This window comes from Photorhabdus khanii NC19 (assembly GCF_000517265.1).
Lineage (GTDB): Bacteria > Pseudomonadota > Gammaproteobacteria > Enterobacterales > Enterobacteriaceae > Photorhabdus > Photorhabdus khanii.
Genome location: NZ_AYSJ01000002.1, coordinates 205033 through 224329, shown reverse-complemented (window position 1 = coordinate 224329; position 19297 = coordinate 205033). Strand labels below are relative to the sequence as shown.

Genomic DNA, 19297 nt, shown 5'->3' with positions numbered 1-19297 from the left:
CGCATTTAATCGAAAACCATCAACCATTAATAACAAGTTGAAAAGAAATCCACACATAAAATAATATTATCCGAACAGATAGGTATTAAAGTACTTTCTCGCCGGTTATTTTACGGATAAAATCCTAAAAGTAACACAATAAACAAAGGATAAAACGATTAATTTGGCAGGATTTAAGCCTTGAAAAAGAAGGTGATTATCCGAAAAAAAGCAAGGGGTATTTTTCAAGACAGGATCCCACTTTGTTTATCCTGCTATATTTAATTCATTTATCAGCGATTCTATACTCCGCTTATTTTACATTTACCTAACCTACCATCATCATTTAAAAGCATAAATACAGCGGTATTAAAGTTTTTATATCAAGGATGGATTTAACTCAATAAATGCAACTTTTCAAAAGGAGAGTTAATCGCATTTAATCGAAAACCATCAACCTTTAATAACGAGTTAAAAAGAAATCCACACGTAAAAGAATATTATCCGAACAGATGGGTATTTAAACGCTTTCTCACCGGTTATTTTACGATGAAAACCCTAAAAAAGGAATAAAACGGTTAATTTAGCAGTATGTAAGCCCTGAAAAATGAGGGATGATTAACGTTGATTAAAGGTAAAACGCGATAGCCGATAATGATTAAACTTAATAAAAACCAGGCGGTAAAATATCAGTGAAAACAACGATGAAAACTTTATATCGATTAAAACCATAAGTTAAAACAATGACTTTTAAACAGTTTAAACTGCGCGGGTGGTTTCCCTTTGTTTCTCCTGCCGTGTTTAATTCATTTATCAGCGATTCTATATTCCGTTTATTTTACATTTACCTAACCTGCCATCATCATTTAAAAGCATAAATACAGCGGTATTAAAGTTTTTATATCAAGGATGGATTTAACTCAATAAATGCAACTTTTCAAAAGGAGAGTTAATCTCATTTAATCGAAAACCATCAACCTTTAATAACGAGTTAAAAAAATCCGCACGTAAAATAACATTTTCGAAAAAATGGGTATTTAAGCGCTTTCTCGCCGATTATTTTACGGTGAAAACCCTAAAAATAACACAATAAAAGCAAGGGATGTTTTTATCTCATCAGGCCATTTATTTACTGATTTATGAAAACCAAATAAAAGGGGTGACTAATGAAAACCGCTCAGGATTACCAGTAAATCTTATCGTAAACGATATAACGGTAATGAAAAAAGGGAAAAATCGAACAACAGAGTCAGTAAAGATAAAAAGTGGGTATGAATTAACTTTCGTTAAAGGTAAAACACGATAGCCGATAATGATTAAACTCAATAAAAAGCAGGCATTAAAAGTGGTAAAACAACTATGAAAACTTTATACTGACTAAAACCATAAGTTAAAACAATGACTTTTAATAACAGTTTAAGGCCTGCACATTATAAAAACGCAGGAAAAATTAAAACCAATCAGTTGTGATTTTAGCTGGAAAAAATAATCAAAAGTATCCATATTCTCTCCGTTCATTATGAGGCGGTGGCGAATGTCACACTCGCCAATATTGCCAGGACGGCAGCTAAAATGTCCACCAGTTCAATCAGCGCAGCAGCAATGGTGACGAGGATAACAACAGCAACTTCGGCAATAATCACAACCACTTCCAGCATTCCTTCACCCACCTTTTTCAATATTTGCATCCAGCTCATGTTTTTTAGGTCTTCCAGGGTGATATCTGAGCCCTGTTGCACGGTCTGCCTCCGGGCTTTTATCTCATCTTGCGTCCAGGTCACGATTTTCCCTGTTTGTTCACTGACCCAGGAAAAAGCGTAGCTGACCTGATGGGTTATCGAGTCAATAATCTCGTTACATACCCACTGGCCGGTTTCATTGAACCATGCCCCAAACTGAGCAAGGAGCTCACGGGTACTGTTACGGATATAATCTAACCCCTGTTCTGTCAGGCCACTTCCTGCCCGAGAATAACCCAGTCTTCATAGCTGGGTAAGAATAGACCAGGGGGAAGTACTGACAAGCAGCAGGTTTTTAGCCAGGGGTTGCGGAATGGTCCCCGCCACGCCCTCTTCGGGAGGAGCGAGCGGGTAAGGAGCTATCGTCAGGCGGAGAACCGGGCGGCAGGGGGCCAATGGTATCGGATTTTGGTTGGTTTTTGGCGAAAGCAATTATACCCAATCATCATGCTGTTCAAATTCCCCTCATAAAACGTCAACAGCCCCTAGTTTGTGAGTTTTTAAAAAATATACCATTGTTCAAATAATAACATTTGTTATTATATTTATCATAGTAATAACTTTGTTTTTAGTATTATATGTTGTTTTTTGTGTTTTTTTTATTTGTTTTTGAATTTAAATTTTGTATTTTTTTATTTACTAAAAAATGATGTTGATGTTATTATACTTTAAGTTGATATTTACGTGAGTTTATTTTTATAAAGGTTAATTATTAAAGAAGTTGTGTAAAAGCATTTCACTATTTGGAGAAATTGTTTATAGAGTGAAAAATTATTAATCTAAATAGTGAGTGGGGTTTAATTTTTATGTTGTTATGAAGAGCTCTTAATTCTTGCAGAACAAGGTGATATGCAAAATAATTTATTATTTTTTACATGCAAAATATTAATTGTTTAGTATGGTATATTTATAAGCATGTCTACAATTAATTATTTATCAAACTGAGCTGAAGTTTTATTACCTAAAATAGGCAGGTATTTTTCTTTGAGTTGAATATGAACTGGTGCGTGGTTTTTTATTTTATACGGAATTTATTCTTGGATAATGTTTATTATATTGATTGGTTAATGGTCCATGAACAATAAATCTTCATCTTTATTATTTATCGTTTTAATGGCTTTTCTTTCTATGGGAGGGCTGGTTTCATCGGATATATTCCTACCCGCCTTGAGTAAAATGGGAAACTATTATCACGTTAGCGAATCTAGTATACAAAGTGCAATAGCTATATTTCTATTTGGCATAGCCTTTTCTCAACTTATTTATGGGCCATTAAGTGATTGTTTAGGAAGAAAAAAGGTTCTTATTTCTGGAATGATTATATGGTTGATTTCAACAATCGGTATTTTTTACAGTACGCATATTAATGAGTTGCTATTATTGCGTTTATTCCAAGGAGTAGGCGCTTGTGCTGGTATTACATTAAGTCGTGCCATTATTAATGATTTGATGGGAAAGGAAGAAGCAGCCAATTTGTATCTGATTATTTTCCCTTTTGTGGGAATGTCACCCGCTGTCGCACCAATGATCGGCGGTGTGTTAAGTGAGTATTATGGCTGGAAAGCCTGTTTTTTATTTCTTACTTTATTTATAACAGCTACGCTTATATTGTGCTTGCTAGTTCTGAAAGAATCACTGCCAGTGAAAAAACGCCAAAAATTGAGTGTTAAAAATGTATTGGTTAGTACTTACCAAGTGATAATAAATAAAGAGTTTCTTTACTATGCAGCAATACCTTGCTTCGCTTATACGGCATATTTTTCTTATTTGATTGAATCTCCATTTATTCTTACAGCTATGGGATTACCGGAAAAATATGTTGGTTACACCTATATAATGCTCTCTTTGAGTTATGTGTTGGGTAATCTTACCGCTAAGAAATTAAGTCGTCAGCAGGGCATGAGAAAGACGATTTCTCATGGCTATCTCATCTTTGCTGTTGGAGGTATTGCTTTCACGATACAAATGTTTTTTAGTTCCTACCCATTGATAACTTCTGTGCTAACAATATCAGTATTGACTTTCGGTAATGGTTTTTTGCTGCCACTTGGTACTGCATCGGCAATTTCCACTCATTCTCAGGCGGCTGGGACAGCTTCCGGCGTAATGGGAACATTGCAATTAGGTAGTGCAGGACTGGCATCATTGCTTATTGGTTATATATCTCACCATGAACCTATTAAAGTGGCATCTATCATCACAGTTGTTTCCTTGGTCGGTAGTATTATTTATATAACTGGTAATAGAGGTGATAAAAAAAATTGAAGCTATGAGAGCTGGAGCCAATTTTATTGATAGTTCTCTATCAGGGATGGGAAAAGGTGCCGGAAATCTCAATTTGGAAAGCTGGCTATCATTTCTCAATCTGAGCCAAAATAGTAAACAATATGACCTTGAACGAGTATTTAATCAGGGCAACCGCACGAATGCTCAAATATCGCCCAAATCGTGGTGATCAAAAAACGTTCGCGATCTTGCCTTGGATAGGATCCCACTTTGTTTACCCGGCTATATTTAATTTATTTATCAGCGATTCTATATTCCACTTATTTTACATTTACCTAATTTCCCATAATCATTTAAAAGTGTGAATACAGAGGTATTAGAGGACGAGATTCCGGTGTGTGAGTATATTCAGACCTTGAAAAGCGGCGAAGGAAATTTGGCTGGCCTGTATGCTTCAGGCTAGAGGCTTTTTGAGCGAAACCCAAATATGCTGAAGGACTTTAGTGAGCTTGAACAAACTATTGATAAAATTATTAAGAACATAACATTAAAATATTATTTCACATAATTTAATAAGCATTTATTCTAATCATTCTTCTATTCTATTCAAAACATTTTCAGATTTTTACTTTATTGCCATATGAATTTTTCATTAAGTCACAGCAACATCATGAAATATAAAAAACCTCCAGAGTAAATATATTAAAAATAGCTCACAGACATTAATCCCCTTATACAAAAATAATTAATCCTGTAAGTTATAAAAACACTCCATTATTATTTTTCTGAACTAGACTATAATTTTCACCAATTGAGAAAAGTCACCCGCATGATAATTTAACATGTTAATTACATAAAAATATCATTTAATTCAAGAGGAGTATATGAACCAACAAAATGATTTTAAGGCTTTTTCCATTAGTGATAATGCTAATGTAGTGAGTCAAGAAAAATATGAAGAAAGTCAAAATATTCAGACTGGATTTCCACAAAATGATATCTCCACCCATGTATTAAATAAGGTATTACGCCAATCATCAACAATAGCCTCTGTTGTAGCTAATTTTATTGCGACACAATTTAGTGATGATGTTTTGGATGATGGTAGAGGAGTGGATAAGGGTCGAATACTTCTGACAAACCAGAGTGATGCACTACAAGATCTAAAAGGCTCATTTATGGGCGATAATGAAATAGCAAGAACCACTGAAGGCGTTTTTGTCGATGGTGGCGTAGTAACTGGTACATTTGGAGCCGAGAATAATGCCATTGGTCGTAAAACCATATTTGACGCAACACGGGTAGCCCGGACAAGTCATGAAACAAGACCTCGCAATATCGCATTTAACTACATCGTAAAGGCAGAATAATAATGACACAAGAAGATATTTTAGATTCAGAAACCGCCATATTAGGTGAAGACGGATTAGCGACTCAAGCTGGCTGGATAAAGGTTTATCATGCTAATACTTATTCGAGGGAATTCACTGGGACTGATTTCGAATATGTTGCAGAAGGTGTAGGTTTGTCAGCACATTCTTATCTTGACGCGCCAGACCTTCCCGATACTGATAATATGGCGGTGCGCCGCAGTGAGGACGAAAGTTATTGGGAAATTATACCTGACCACCGCGGGAAAATAGCTTACAACACGCAAACAGGTGCACAACAAGAAGTGACTGAAGTGGGTGAATTACCAGAAACATTGACATTCAAACAACCGGCTACCGAGTTTGATAAGTGGGATGGTGAAATATGGGTAACAGATGTTGAAGCGCAAAAAGCCAGTCAAATTAAACAGGCAGAACAACAACGTGCCATATTTCGCCAACAAGCCGATGAAGTTATGACTGTGCTGCAATATGCGGTTGAAACTGAAATGGCATCGGAAGCTGAAAAAGCGTTATTGCTGGGTTGGAAAAAGTATCTGGTATTATTAAGTCGGGTTGATATTTCATCATCACCCGATATTAACTGGCCTGAAAATCCGCAAGAATAATAGCATTAAAGTTTTATCGTCTTTAGATATTGATAAATCGCTATTTTTTAATCAGCTCTTTGGCTTAATAAAAGCTCGTATAAAAACGAGCTTATTAATATTTTATGCGTAATCGGCGTGAATTATAGGTTAATCCTCAGTAACAAGTTCCAATATTTGCTGCCTGACATGTTCGAAAATGAGTGAGCCAATCTCTGCACTCGCACCGGATGTTCTAGAAAGAACCCCTCTCGTTGAAAATTCTTCTTTAATCGGTATCTGATAAATCCCTGCACGCGGGGGTTTTTCATGGTCAACCCGCTCAGCTCTAACCAAATCTGGACGCAAATGAAGCATCAAACTCGTTTCTGTCAACCCGGCATGCTCAGCGTGCCAGCCGGGAAAATCAGTCAAATGTTCACGAGTCCAGGCATCAGACACCAAACTCCACCAGCTAAACACGATAACGGAACGATCTTTAAAGTGACCCGCTGTCCGTAATTCGTCTACCGCCTCGAAAATAAAACCTTCATTCTCGTAATGACCATTAATGATCACAAGTTGCTTGAAAGGTAATGAGCACAAACTCTTAATTGCCCGGCTCATATAAGTTGTAAATGTTGATCCATCGACGTAAATCGTGCCGGGAAATTCCAGTCCCCCCCCACTCTGTGGCAATGATCTTACCGATAATGGCTGTACCGGCAATGTGAACCCACCAATATCATTCGCCAATACGCGGGCAAATGCTTCAGGGATCACGGCATCCACATTCAACGGCAAATGAGGCCCATGCTGCTCAATACCGCCAATCGGCCATATCAAAGTCTTACCTTCAACCGCAGTTAAAACCTGCTCGCTGGTCAGTTCTGCAAATTCTCTCACTTGATCGTAGCTCATAATATTGTCCCTTCTGCTAATACTTTTTTGATGTCGTGACTTGAGCATATTCATGAACAATACGCCGTAGTGTTTTGTACATATGCCGGTGAAGGGCGGTGTAAACTTGCACAGTATTCGCGCCTGCAAGCATGTACTCATGGACGTCATTACCATCCTGCACACCTCCCGATCCAAGTATCGGAATTGTCAGCCCTCGTTTACGCAGGTTATAGATCGCGGCAAGCACCAACGGTTTTATCCCTGGCCCGGAGTATCCGCAAACCCCATTAAGCAAAGCCTCACCACTCACTCCGTCGAATACGATCCCCGAGATGGTGTCGCTCAACGTTATCGAATGAGCACCGCCTTCTATGGCAGCCTGAACACGCCCATACAAATTGTCTCCAAGCGCGAGTTTGACAGAAAAAGAGGTATCCACCCGCTCTCTCACCGCTTTCGCGTAGTTGAATACACGTTCCGGTGTATCTTCCATAAAATCATCTGCATGCAAGCACGAAATGCCCAATTCCAAGGGTGCATCGGTTACCTCTGAGATACGAGCAGCCAATGAACCCAGCTCCCCAGGCGATTCTGCATGGATCGAGACTATCACCGGAAGCTGTTCATTTTTAAATTCACGGAGAATGGTCAACCAATGTTCAACTGTTTTCTTCGAGTAAGTCGTATTGTTCAACATCCCTGTACTGATGGAATAGGTCTTTTCTGTATGTAATTTTTCCGAATTCGGGTAAATGGTTTTTGTCACAACCGCCCCTGCGCCGTGAACAATAAACTGGCGAATATATTTATCCTGATCAGAAAGCAGACCCGATCCAACAATTATGGGGTTTTTTATCTTCATGCCCAAAACATCATAGGTTTGTTCGACAACTTGATTTTTCATCTCAACTCCATGAATTAACTTATTCAAGCAAACCCGCTATTAATCAACCCCCAATAGAACAGGCAATGCTCCCAAAGGTGCTCAATAGCTGCTACTCAACTGAAAGTTTCTGAAAATCTCACCAATCTGCCACGGATTATTACGAAAATCGTGAATATCCAATTTCGATAAATTGCAAACATGTTCCAATCCCTTTAATAAATGACTACCACCGCGCACAATCGGCAGTTGAGTGATCAGCAGTACAGGCCGTTTCAGGGCCGAGGCCCAACCAAGTTCAATATGTGTGCCATCAGTACGCAATAATTCTTCACCACAATGAACCGGAAGAATGGGCATGAAAAAATCACACTGTTGCATCCATTGGAAATCCCGTTTTGATACCATCTCCGGCGTATAATTGGGTGTATCAATGCCAAATCTCTCAGTCAAATGTGCCGATAATACATTGCCATTCAATGCCTTTACTGTCTTAACCGCTAACTGGATAGTCATTCTCAGCTCTTCATGAAAACCACCATCATAAATCGCAGACTGAATAGGCCCACCAATGAAAACACTTTTGTTTGCCAACGGCATAACACACCCCTTAATTTCCGTTAATCCCGTTTGATCTAGCTATACCGTGGAAGAAGGTTGTTTTCCTCAAGTTCATCTAAGCTATCCACAAACGCCAAATAAACTTTTTCCAGATGAGTGTCATCGTGTGCATCAGAGATAAACCAGCATCGCCACTCCCAGATATAAACACCTCTCATCAGCAAGTTGTAGTAAAGCAAGTCCATGTTGTCACGATGAATTAATCTAAAAAATGAGGAGAACGATCTTGCCTCAATGGGAACCCGGCGATTCAAGAACAGACGATTCAAACGTAAAACAAATGATTCAGTACGCTGTGTCAGTGCCTGAGTAAAAGATTCCCCTCGCCTCTTGATCTCCAGCAAAGTGGCTTTCGCTGCGGCCATGGAAAGTGGATGTTGAAAATATGTTCCACCAAAGAATGTCGGCTCCGCTGCCGGGAAGCTGTCATCGTTGAAATTCCAGTTTCCACCGTCAATCGAATCAAGCCTATTTCCCCTGCCGGTAATCACGCCCAACGGCATTCCACCTCCTATCGTTTTGCCATAAGTCACAATATCAGCCTCGATCCCAAATAATCCTTGGATACCGGCAGGGTGAGATCTGAAACCTGTCACGATTTCATCTAATATCAACAGAATATCTAAGTCTCTGGTCACTTGGCGCAAACGTCTCAAGTAATCTGGATTACTGAGACTAGGGTCACGCGTTGGTACAGGTTCTACGAGCACAGCCGCAACTCTAGTGCGATTGACTTTGAGAAACTCAATAGCGTCATTGGAGCCAAATTCAAACACCGAAACATCAGCAACCATATTCTCAGGTATGCCCACCGAAACGGGTTTTGCAACACTGACATCATCATATTCACTGGCTTTAGCCAGTACTGCATCCCAATGCCCGTGGTAACTGCTGGAAAAAAGTACGATGTGATTTCGACGAGTGAGCGCCCGCGCTGCCCGAACCGCATTCATGACCGCTTCTGTTCCACTATTCACAAAAGCCACACGATCCATGCCAGTAATCTCTTTGATAAGTTCAGCCACTTCCAAACCTATCGCGTGACGGGTTCCCAAACCAAAACTGTTGTTTATTTGCTGAGTGAGCGCTTGAATAATGAAGGATGGGCTATGCCCAAACATGTGTGCGCCAAATCCCATTGTCATATCAATGTAATCATTACCATCAATATCCTGGACAACGGCCCCCTCAAACTTAGTGCATACAATCGGGTAAAGCAGTTCCTTTATGGAGGGTTTAAATCCAATACCAGAACGGCTATCTGCAATATTTTCACGTACCGCTACCGAATGCGTTTTTGACTGAATCGTTCGCTGGTTATATCTGGATATGAATGAAGCCAGATATTTTCTTCTCTCCTCAGATTCGATGGATGGCGCACTTCTCGACATCCATTGGAAAAAGCGTTCTTTCTTAACATGTGGAATATCTATCGCGGCTGCCTGATCAGGAGTTCTTTCTTGATCAATCAATACTTTTTGGGGTTGAATTGCCGAATCATTATCTTCCCCGGCACTTTTTTTATCTGCCATCAACACATATTCACTGAGTTGACGAACCGTTTGTAATTCTGCAAAAAACTGCCGTACCGAAAGTTTTATACCAAATCGTTTATGGATGGGATCCAGCACTTCGAATAATAAGAGTGATTCCGCGCCCAATTCAACCAACGGTATTTCCAGTTTTATCTCTTCTCTCGGTAAACCAAATGTTTCTGCAAAAATAGTTATTATCTCTCTCTGAATAATTTCAATATCACTCATATCAACCTCACCTTCTTTAAAATGAAGACGATCTCTACCGTGTTTACAACTCAGATTACTGTTCTTTCAAATGGATAAGTCGGAAGCGGAAGCCGTTTGCGATGTTCGTTCTGGTAAAAAATACCCCAATTGATATTTTCCCCAGCCTGCCAAGAAAAAGCAGGCGAAATATAGGTGTCTTGCAGTCCGATCAATTCGGGAACCACCACAATAGCCTTATTTAACAGGCCTGATAGCAGCTCATGGATATCACGTGCGACAATCATCTTTCGTATTGGTAAATGTCGTCGGCCTCGCTGCAAGGTAAATGCAACATCAGCGATATTCACCTCCGGGCACTGCTCAAGATATTTCACCAGATCCAAGATTTTGTGCGTTAACGCCGCCTCAGTACGTGCACTCAGCGGGATCAGATGCGCCGCCTCTTGGGAAGGCATATCCGGTTTTCTCGCCGGTGGCCCGGCAACCACAACATGCACATTTGTGCCACCTATTCCAAATGAGCTAACCCCAGCAATTCTGGAGGAATGACCGCTATTCCAGGCCCTGGATTCGGCAGGGACATAAAACGGGGATTCAGGCGCCCGAAGTTCAGCACAGGGATATTCACAATTCATTGAAGGGGGAATAATGCCTAAGTTAACAGCGTAGATGGCTTTTATCAGTCCGGCGATACCCGATGCACAATCAGCATGACCAAGATTGGATTTAATTGAGCCTAAAGCACAAGCTCTGGCAGAGACGCCTTCAAACACCCGCCCCAACGCCCGTAATTCAATCCCATCACCAACTGGCGTACCGGTGCCGTGCGCTTCGATCAAACCAATCTGATCGGCCCGTACATCAGCAGCAACAAGTGCACGACGGATCACCTGCTCCTGTCCTGAAACACCCGGTGCGCTATAACCCGCCTTATTAGCGCCATCGTTGTTTATTGCCGATCCTTTGATAACCGCCAGAATAGGTTCACCATTGAGCAGAGCATCTTCCAGACGGCGCAATACCACGAATGCCGTCGCATCAGAGAAAATCGTACCGTCGGCTCTCTCGTCAAACGCACAAACCCGTCCCGTCGGAGACAATATGCCGCCTTCATGATAAATATATCCAACATGAGCGGGATACCTGACGCAAACACCGCCAGCCAGAGCCATGTCACTTTCACCTAACAGCAGACTGTTACAAGCCATATGTACAGCAACAAGCGAGCCTGAACAAAAAGTTCCTACGCTCACAGCCGGTCCTAAGCAATTGAGCTTATACGCAACACGAGTTGCCAAGGCATCAATAGAACTTCCCCCAAACAGCAGCATCGCGTCAGCCGGAGAATTGTTCAGCGTCGGCACATTTGCGTGCCAGGTACTTTGGCGAGAACCAACAAAAACCGAACAGAGTCCCGCGTCCGCACCGCTTGCATAACCGCTCAGTTCAAGCGCCTCATGGCAAACCTCCAGGCAAATCCGTTGTTGGGGATCCATTTTCGACACTTCCCTTGGCATGAGTTGAAAATAGCCGTAATCAAACTTTTCCGGATCCCGAAGGTATGCACCACGCGGAACGTAATGCAATCCTTTTGCATCCGCATTAATGCCCCTATCATGAAGCTCTGTATTGGTATAACCAGAAATCAGTTCCCGTTTCGCTAAGATTGCATCCCAAAGCGCCTGACTCGAATCCGCATTAGGAAAACGCCCAGCTATACTGGTGATCGCGATATCTGTTGAATAGCGCATTTGTGTTTTTGATTTCATTCCCTTCCCCGAACAAGTTATTCTTGCCAATTCAAGCTACAGCACACCACCTTCATTTCGCTTTTTCTTTACCTGCATCGCAAAGGTCACCACTGTGCTGAATTCGAAAAGATCAACCATAGATACAACAACATTAAAATGAGTATTAACCTGTCGCACCAATTCGGCCCCCACTAATGAATCGCCCCCTAAATCGAAAAAGTTCGATTCATGATCAACAGGACAACGCAGTAGATCACACCAAATAGCCGTCATATCATCGATGATGGCTTCGTCTGATGTAATGGGAGGCGTCTTTACAGGCTCCTCGGCATCACTTTGAAGGAGCGCCTTCGCCAGATCGTGCAACCGTTCATTTAAAGGTATGGTGGAAACAGCAAAACGTGGCTCTATATGGCATGAGGCAAAAATAATATTCAATGCATTGACGACATCAGCATGACATAACGGACGAGCACGATTTACGCTGTATTTGAAGCTATTTGACTCATCCCAACCCTCCCATCCATCCCAATCAATTGTGAAATAAGGTTTATCCACATTGTGCATTGAAGAAAATACCGTGCAGGCTTCGTTTGAAGCGGCATAAGGAGCAAGGCCCAAACCACCAGCGAAAACCGACAGAGACGAGATAAAACAACCGAATTTCAGAGGGCGATCAGCAAATATTTCATGCAAAACAGCAGCCCCTTTTCGTTTTGGATGCATGAGCTTTTGCCAATCATGATGGTCCGAATTTTGCAGCCACTGGATCGTTGCCTGACCAGAAAGCCCGGCAGCATGGACAAAGCAATTCACTTCACCCAAGAGGGATTCCACCCGGGAAAGTTCTGCAAGCACGCAAGTTTTGTCTGTCACATCGGCGGTAATCACTTCAAAGTTAGCACCAATATTTCGCAATTCCGCTAATCGTTGACTCTGCAACGTATCAGGCTTGGCAGAATCTATGGGTGTCTTAACGAGCAGGATGAGTTTCGCGTTAAACTTCGTAGCAAGATATTGTGCAATACCAAAACCAACCGTACCCAATCCCCCGGTCACCAAACAGATCATTCCAGATGAAATTTCCCGACCGACCGATGGGCTGACAACCTCAAAATAGCGCTCCCACCGCCAGCCTTGACGTACCCCAATCACTTGCTGGTCGCCGGCAGTGAAAAATTCAGCCACGATATGTTGAGCATGATTAAGATGGCAAATTTCTTCACCAGGTACATCTATCACTTTCACTATCATGCCAGGCAATTCCTGACTGATTGCAGAGATGGATGCCAGCGCAGTGGCCCGTTCGATAACCCGTGGTTCGCCGCCAGTAACATCGATAAAACCTTGTCCTATCAATGTCAACGAAATGGCTTTATTGCCAATTTGGGAAAGCGCTTTTACCATATTAAATAGCGTAAACGGGAAACAATCCTCCTCTGTCCGCCTGTCACAATCTGGTGGGATATCACCCAAAATGAATAGGATATGATCGGGAGTATCCACCGGCTGTTTCTTTAGCGTGAGCATCAAACGCTGCACACTTGCGGTATCGCCAAAGTTGACTATAAACTCTGTTTCATGGAAAAGCGTGGCTCGGTTTTCATGCACCTCAAACACTTTCTGTCCCAGATCACGCAGAACATCAGCGATCGGACAAACTTCGTTACAGCTCTTATCGTATAAAATCAGCCAGTTACGCTTATCTACTGATGATACAGGCGATAAACGCCGCGTTCGTTTCCAACGTTCAACATAAACACCGACTGGTCCGTCAACAATTTCAGAGCTTGCCACAGGCTGATCAGCATAAAGTTGTTGTTGGTGCTCCGTCCCTGCTGAACCGGTATACCAGCACCGCCGACGTTGCAAAGGTTGAACCGGAAGCGGAATACGCGAAACAACTTCCCCGCCTCTCAATACAGACCAATCTATAACTAAACCACGTTGCCATAACTTTCCGGCAAGCTCGACTAAAGCCCTGTCATCTTCTTCATGAAAGGCACCTAAACGAATAATATTTTCCGCGTTTGAAACTATTTCAGAGATTCCAGAGAAACGATCAGACGAATGGCTAAAATCTAATATCACATCATTTGCTGATATAACCTCACTCTCTTGCCGTAAGATCGGAAAGGTGCCATCAATCAAGATGGCTTTCACATTATTACCATCAACCACTCCATGATGCCTGGACCAAAAACTTCCGGGCAACGCCACACGCCCGCTGGTTAAATGCCGTAGCGCATTTCCCAACAACTTATCAACGACTTCAGGCAATGTCAGTATGCCCAACGAGCAGGCAACGGCGAGATCATAGCGGCTATCTGATATGATAAATATCGGCGTCGAAATCATTCTCTGCCAACAATTGATAACCGCGATCACAGCCACGACATTGGCAATCCTCCCTTTGTTTCCATCACTTTCTGTCATGTCAATGATGTCAATTCTCTTGATGTCATAGGCAAAATCCGCCGGTAATTCAGCGAGTAGCTTATCTACTTCTTGCCAATAGCAAGGCATCTTCACGAATAAAGAGGAGTGAATACCCGGCCCAAGCGCAATCACCAGACGTGGTGGTTCAGAAACTTGTGCGGTGACGGTGAAATCGGTGTTTCTGATGCTGTCGATCAACATTTTCACATCTTTAGCATACAAACAGGCTCGGTATGGCTGCGCTGCGCGTCCTTCCGCATAGGTAAAAGCCACTTCATCAATATGAGTATCTGGTTTAGCCTCCAGCATTTCCGCCAAACTTGTCCTCAACGTGTCCAAAGCATCGGCACTGCGTCCCCCCAACGGAATGGCTCGCCAGCCAGATTTACTTTTACCTGACATTCGTACCGGCGCTTGCTGCAAGATCATATGAACATTGCTGCCACCCGCGCCAAAAGAGCTGACTCCCGCCCGTCGTAGTCCTTTCACCGGCCAATTGATGGGAGTGGTGTTGATAATGAAAGGACTTTGCTCAAGGTTCATAGCAGAACTGGCTCTGCTAAAAGTCGGATGTGGGGTAATCGTGCCTGTTTTCAGTGCCATCATCGTTTTTGCCAACCCCGCGAATCCCGCCGCCGCCGCCAAATGACCAATGTTAGCTTTGATCGATCCTAACGCACAAAATCCCTCACGATCCGTACCCTGACGGAAAGCCTGACAAAGCGCGGCATATTCGACCGAATCCCCAAGTGGCGTCGCGGTACCATGTGCCTCGATCATCCCTAATTCATCCGGCTCAACCCCGGCAATCGCCTGAGCATCCAAAATGAGTTTTCGTTGCCCATCGACACCCGGCGCGGCAAAGCCTGCCCGGGCAGACCCATCATTATTCGCCGCTGAGCCAAGGATCACGGCATGAATGGTATCCCCATTTCTCATGGCCTCATCTAATGGTCGAAGAGCCACAAGTCCAGCCCCATCACCAAAGAAAGTGCCCGATGCCTTCTCATCGAATGGTCTACAATATCCATCCTCCGAGAAGATCATATCGCGTTGATAAAAATAGCCCGGTCGGGAATAAGCATGCACAGAAACCCCACCGGCGAAAGCAATCTCACATTCGCCAAGCAAGAGGCTTTGTATCGCGGTATGAACCGCCGTCAATGATGTCGAACAGCCCGTCTGAATAGCTATACTCGGCCCGTCAAAACCGAGTTTGTATGAAATGCGTGCCGGCAGATAATCCTTATCATTGGTCAGCATTAGCTCTGTTCCCATTAGCGAAGCCAGATCACATTCAGACCCAATGACATTAGGTAAATAGGTATTCATCGAACTTCCGATAAAAACACCAATACGGGGGCGTCGGAAAGGATTACCATAGCCGGTCACTTCCGCCAGCTCCCATGCGCACTCAAGAAGAATTCGCTGTTGAGGATCGAGTAATTCAGCCTCTCGCTGGCTTATCGAAAAAAAATCCGGATCGAACAAATCAATATCCGGCAAACATGAATCGACAGGAACATAATTTTTTGCAGTGATGATATGCCGGGCGACGCCAAAACGGGCAAGTTCTTCCTGGCTATATCTTTTTGCCAAGATTCGGCCCGCAACAAGATTATCCCATAGCACATCCAGGCTATTAGCCAGAGGTAACCGACAAGTAACTCCAATGATTGCGATCGCATTCTCAGACATCTTGTTCCCCCTTGAATGATCTTCTTGAACTCAGCGTTTTCTGACGTCGCGTTTGGGAGGGGGTATCTGCAACTTCTGTCGGCGTCACCGGTTGCAGAGGACGCAAAAGGTAATTAGCCAACATGCGAATAGTCGGAAAGCGGAACAAATCTGAGGGAAGCACGGTACTGCATCCCGGTAATTGCACAATATGCGCATGAATCTGCATCAGTGCCAGTGAATTACCACCAATATCAAAAAACGCGTCATCCAGTCCGACTGTCGCTCTTCCCAACACCTCACACCAAATCTTCGAAATCTCTGCAAAAACCGAGTCGACAGGTAACACAGGGACAGGTCTCAACGAGCTGATATCCGTCAACCTCCCCGCTTTAATCAAATCATTTAACGCTCTTCTATCAACTTTGTTATGGGTATTACATGGCAATTCATCAGCCAGCATAATCCGGCCGGGCAACATGTAGATGGGGAGATAAGTTCTGAGATGCTCACGAATGGCAGACTCTTCGGGCAGATTGCGCTGACTCGCAGGGACCAATATTGCAACTAAACGATCTGTGCCCTCGTGAGATTCAACGATAACAGCAGCATCCGCAATAGCATGATAGCGATTGAGACAATCCTCAATCTCTGCAATTTCAATTCGGTAACCGGCGACTTTTACCTGATTATCCACGCGACCACAAAAATGAATTCGTTCCCCGTCCCAATACGCTAAATCACCGGTTTTATAAATACGTCCATTATCAATATAGGGATCAGGAATGAAACATTGAGCCGTTAACTGTTCAAGACCGACATACCCCCTGGCGACACCACGACCGCCAATGTAAATTTCACCGACCTCACCCACCGCAGGTGTTTGCATTGAGGTATTCAGAAGATAGACCGTTGCGAAACCTAACGGTTTGCCAATCGGGATCACATGGTAGTCGGTCAGTGCTTCAGTGACCTTCTCCACTGTGGTGTAAACGGTTGCCTCCGCTGGACCATACATATTCCATAATGTCCATTGGGTATTCAGATAAGGCCGAACAGTGGCACTGAGAAGTGCTTCACCACAAATGACCCAATGTTTTATCGCATAAGTTCTTGGCAGGCTCTGAAACTCAGATAGCAGGTTTTTCAAACTGGCAGGCGTCTGTGTGACAATAGTGACCTGCTCCGCGGCTATAAGGTCCAGAAGCTTGTCAGGTTGGTTACGTATCTCATCGGGTACAATGACTAAAGTCCCTCCAGAACAGAGGGAACCCCAAATCTCCCACACAGATAAATCAAAACTGGCAGCATGGAACCAGCTCCACACCTCTCCAGGCGCGGGTGACAAGTATTCGTCCATTGCGTTGAGAAAGGCAATAACATTACTGTGTTCAACATCAATGCCTTTGGGGGTGCCCGTAGAACCGGAAGTGAAAACACTATAGGCAATTGAAGAAGGTGTACAATAATCAACCACCTCCACAGCAAGTTGCGGCTCCATAGCGGTCATTATCATCAGCTTGGCCGTAAACGAATCATCTGAGTCAACATCAGCGTTAACAACAATCAGCTTCATCTCTGATTGTTCGACAATTCTCTCCAGACGTTTCTGGGGCAACCGGAGATCTAACGGTACATACCCTGCGCCAATACGCATAATCCCAAGCATCGTCACCACGGCTTCTAGTGAAGGCAACAATGCGACCCCCACCCGATCGCCAGACACGACCCCATTTTGTATAAGCCGGTCAGCAACCTCCAGCGACCAACGTTGCAAATTCTGGTAAGTTAACCTATCGGCACCACAACGAATCGCTACGGACGCCGCTTGTTGCACAACCCGGTGATCAAAAAGCGAAACTATGGTTTGGTTCGGTATTTCAGGGAGCATGTCCGTATTAAGCGGACCGGATGGAAGATTGTAATCCTCTGATTTTGGTGCCAACAAAGCGCTAATCTCCCTATCAGGCTCCGCAATCAGCGTTTCAACCACTTTTTTGAAGCGCTCTGCAACTATCTGAAGACCTGAATGTGAGAAAAAATGTTTGTCCCCTTTGAGTTCACATCTTAATTGGGAATCAGCATCCAAAAATAACAGTTCAATATCAACCTGCCCTTCCTGCTGACAAAGCCTGAATGGAGAAATCGTCCGCCCCGCCCATAAAACCTGAACAGCATCCTCAGCCATCGCCAGTTCCAATTTCAACCAACGCGACTGCCCTACGTGCCCCAGCATATTCACTGCGGTCTGAAACAACGGATTACGACCCTCATGCCGCTCCACAGCAAGGTGATCAAGCATTTGACTGAGACAAAAATTTCGATTATCAAGAGCCGATAACGATCTTTCTTTTGCAGCCAATAACAGGTGATGAAATGTTTGATCAACGGACAAACGTATAGGTAATACATTAAACAGGCAGCCGATAATATGTTGATGAACTGAGTCACGCATCGACACCGGCACACCCATCACAACATCTGACGTTTTTGTCTCCCTGGCTATGTAAGCCCCCCATGCCGCTAGCATGACAGTAAAGACCGATCCGCCTATTTGCCCGGCAAGCTGCTTTATTTTTTTGGTAGTTTCTTCACCGAGATTAAAAATCACGGACGACTGACCACTATGGCCTTTTCGCCAAAAACTATTCCATTGCAGCATTGCCGGCTGTTTCTTTAAACATTCACTCCAATACGCTTTCGACTCCGCCGCCGCTTCACTCTGGTAATACGCCTGTTCTCTAGAGACATAATCCTTGAAAACTTCGGCTGGCGGTAACCAGGAATCGTCATCTTCGCCAAGTTCAGCCAGATAAAAGTGCTCAAGCTGATCCCACATAAAACCAAGTGAAGTAAAATCCGACACAATATGATGAACACACATCAGTAAAACGTGCTCTTCGGCACTGACCACATAGATACCGAAACGCAGAGATGACTCTTCTTCTAACTTAAAAGGTATGGAATGAAAGTCCTGAACTGCCTGTTCGAGAACATCCTGACTCCATTCCGTTGCATCGAAAACCGCCAACGCCGGCGGTAAGTGTTCGTTGATAACCAGCTTTGGTTCGCCGTTCATGTTCACGAACGTGCTTCTTAATGTGACATTTTTGGAAACCAGCCGATTAACCGCATAGCGAAAAGCATCAATTTGAAACGATCCGTGAATACGGAAAGCCAGGGCAATATTATATCGGGTATCGTCAGGGGTATAATTGGCAATGAACCATAAAGCTCTCTGCTGCATGGACAGCAACTCTGCATCACCAGTCTGTGGACAATCTTTATACATAACGTGTCAAGCTCCATCAATACTAAACAGTATCCCCACCTTCCGGCTACGCCAACTTCGTCACGGAAAAGGTAAGGTTTGTGCT

The 19297-nt window shown here is 43.3% G+C and carries 11 protein-coding genes and 1 pseudogene; 4 read left to right on the top strand and 8 right to left on the bottom strand.

Annotation, left to right across the window (positions count from 1 at the left end; all coding sequences use genetic code 11):
• Window positions 1-1496: 1496 nt before the first annotated feature.
• Window positions 1497-1760, bottom strand: coding sequence for a hypothetical protein (locus tag PTE_RS26125; RefSeq protein WP_051477062.1), 264 nt, complete (start codon window positions 1758-1760; stop codon window positions 1497-1499).
• A 1032-nt stretch (window positions 1761-2792) separates the two neighbouring features.
• On the opposite strand from PTE_RS26125, the gene PTE_RS01030 reads away from it, so the two are divergent.
• The 4 genes and pseudogenes from PTE_RS01030 (at window position 2793) to PTE_RS01015 (ending at window position 5943) form a co-directional block, all read left to right on the top strand.
• Complete coding sequence (locus PTE_RS01030) at window positions 2793-3983, top strand: multidrug effflux MFS transporter (protein WP_036842374.1); 1191 nt, start codon at window positions 2793-2795, stop codon at window positions 3981-3983.
• 4 nt (window positions 3984-3987) lie between these two features.
• Window positions 3988-4173: a hypothetical protein gene (locus PTE_RS01025; protein ID WP_339366708.1), complete on the top strand. Its 186-nt coding sequence runs from the start codon at window positions 3988-3990 to the stop codon at window positions 4171-4173.
• Window positions 4174-4828: 655 nt separating this feature from the next.
• A pseudogene (locus PTE_RS27105) lies at window positions 4829-5050 on the top strand (phage tail protein); the annotation flags it as partial.
• Between the two features lie 266 nt (window positions 5051-5316).
• On the top strand, window positions 5317-5943 hold the full coding sequence (locus PTE_RS01015) for a tail fiber assembly protein (protein WP_036842368.1): 627 nt from the start codon (window positions 5317-5319) through the stop codon (window positions 5941-5943).
• 129 nt (window positions 5944-6072) lie between these two features.
• Here PTE_RS01015 and PTE_RS01010 read toward each other — a convergent pair whose 3' ends face one another.
• The 7 genes from PTE_RS01010 to PTE_RS00980 all read right to left on the bottom strand — a co-directional run bounded on the left by PTE_RS01010 (window position 6073) and on the right by PTE_RS00980 (window position 19212).
• The gene (locus PTE_RS01010) at window positions 6073-6822 is read right to left on the bottom strand and encodes a creatininase family protein (RefSeq protein WP_036842366.1); all 750 of its coding nucleotides are present in this window, start codon (window positions 6820-6822) and stop codon (window positions 6073-6075) included.
• 16 nt (window positions 6823-6838) lie between these two features.
• A complete protein-coding gene (locus PTE_RS01005; protein ID WP_241826068.1) occupies window positions 6839-7666 on the bottom strand; it encodes a beta/alpha barrel domain-containing protein in 828 nt (275 codons plus the stop codon).
• Window positions 7667-7789: 123 nt separating this feature from the next.
• The gene (locus PTE_RS01000; RefSeq protein ID WP_036842361.1) at window positions 7790-8287 is read right to left on the bottom strand and encodes a hypothetical protein; all 498 of its coding nucleotides are present in this window, start codon (window positions 8285-8287) and stop codon (window positions 7790-7792) included.
• A 35-nt stretch (window positions 8288-8322) separates the two neighbouring features.
• A complete protein-coding gene (locus PTE_RS00995; protein WP_036842350.1) occupies window positions 8323-10071 on the bottom strand; it encodes an aminotransferase class III-fold pyridoxal phosphate-dependent enzyme in 1749 nt (582 codons plus the stop codon).
• Between the two features lie 50 nt (window positions 10072-10121).
• Window positions 10122-11822 (bottom strand): beta-ketoacyl synthase N-terminal-like domain-containing protein, encoded by a 1701-nt coding sequence (locus tag PTE_RS00990; RefSeq protein ID WP_036842349.1) that lies wholly within the window; start codon window positions 11820-11822, stop codon window positions 10122-10124.
• Window positions 11823-11858: 36 nt separating this feature from the next.
• The gene (locus PTE_RS00985) at window positions 11859-15941 is read right to left on the bottom strand and encodes an SDR family NAD(P)-dependent oxidoreductase (RefSeq protein WP_036842347.1); all 4083 of its coding nucleotides are present in this window, start codon (window positions 15939-15941) and stop codon (window positions 11859-11861) included.
• The gene (locus PTE_RS00980; protein WP_036842345.1) at window positions 15934-19212 is read right to left on the bottom strand and encodes a non-ribosomal peptide synthetase; all 3279 of its coding nucleotides are present in this window, start codon (window positions 19210-19212) and stop codon (window positions 15934-15936) included. Before PTE_RS00980 ends, PTE_RS00985 begins: the two co-directional genes overlap by 8 nt.
• Window positions 19213-19297 lie beyond the last annotated feature (85 nt).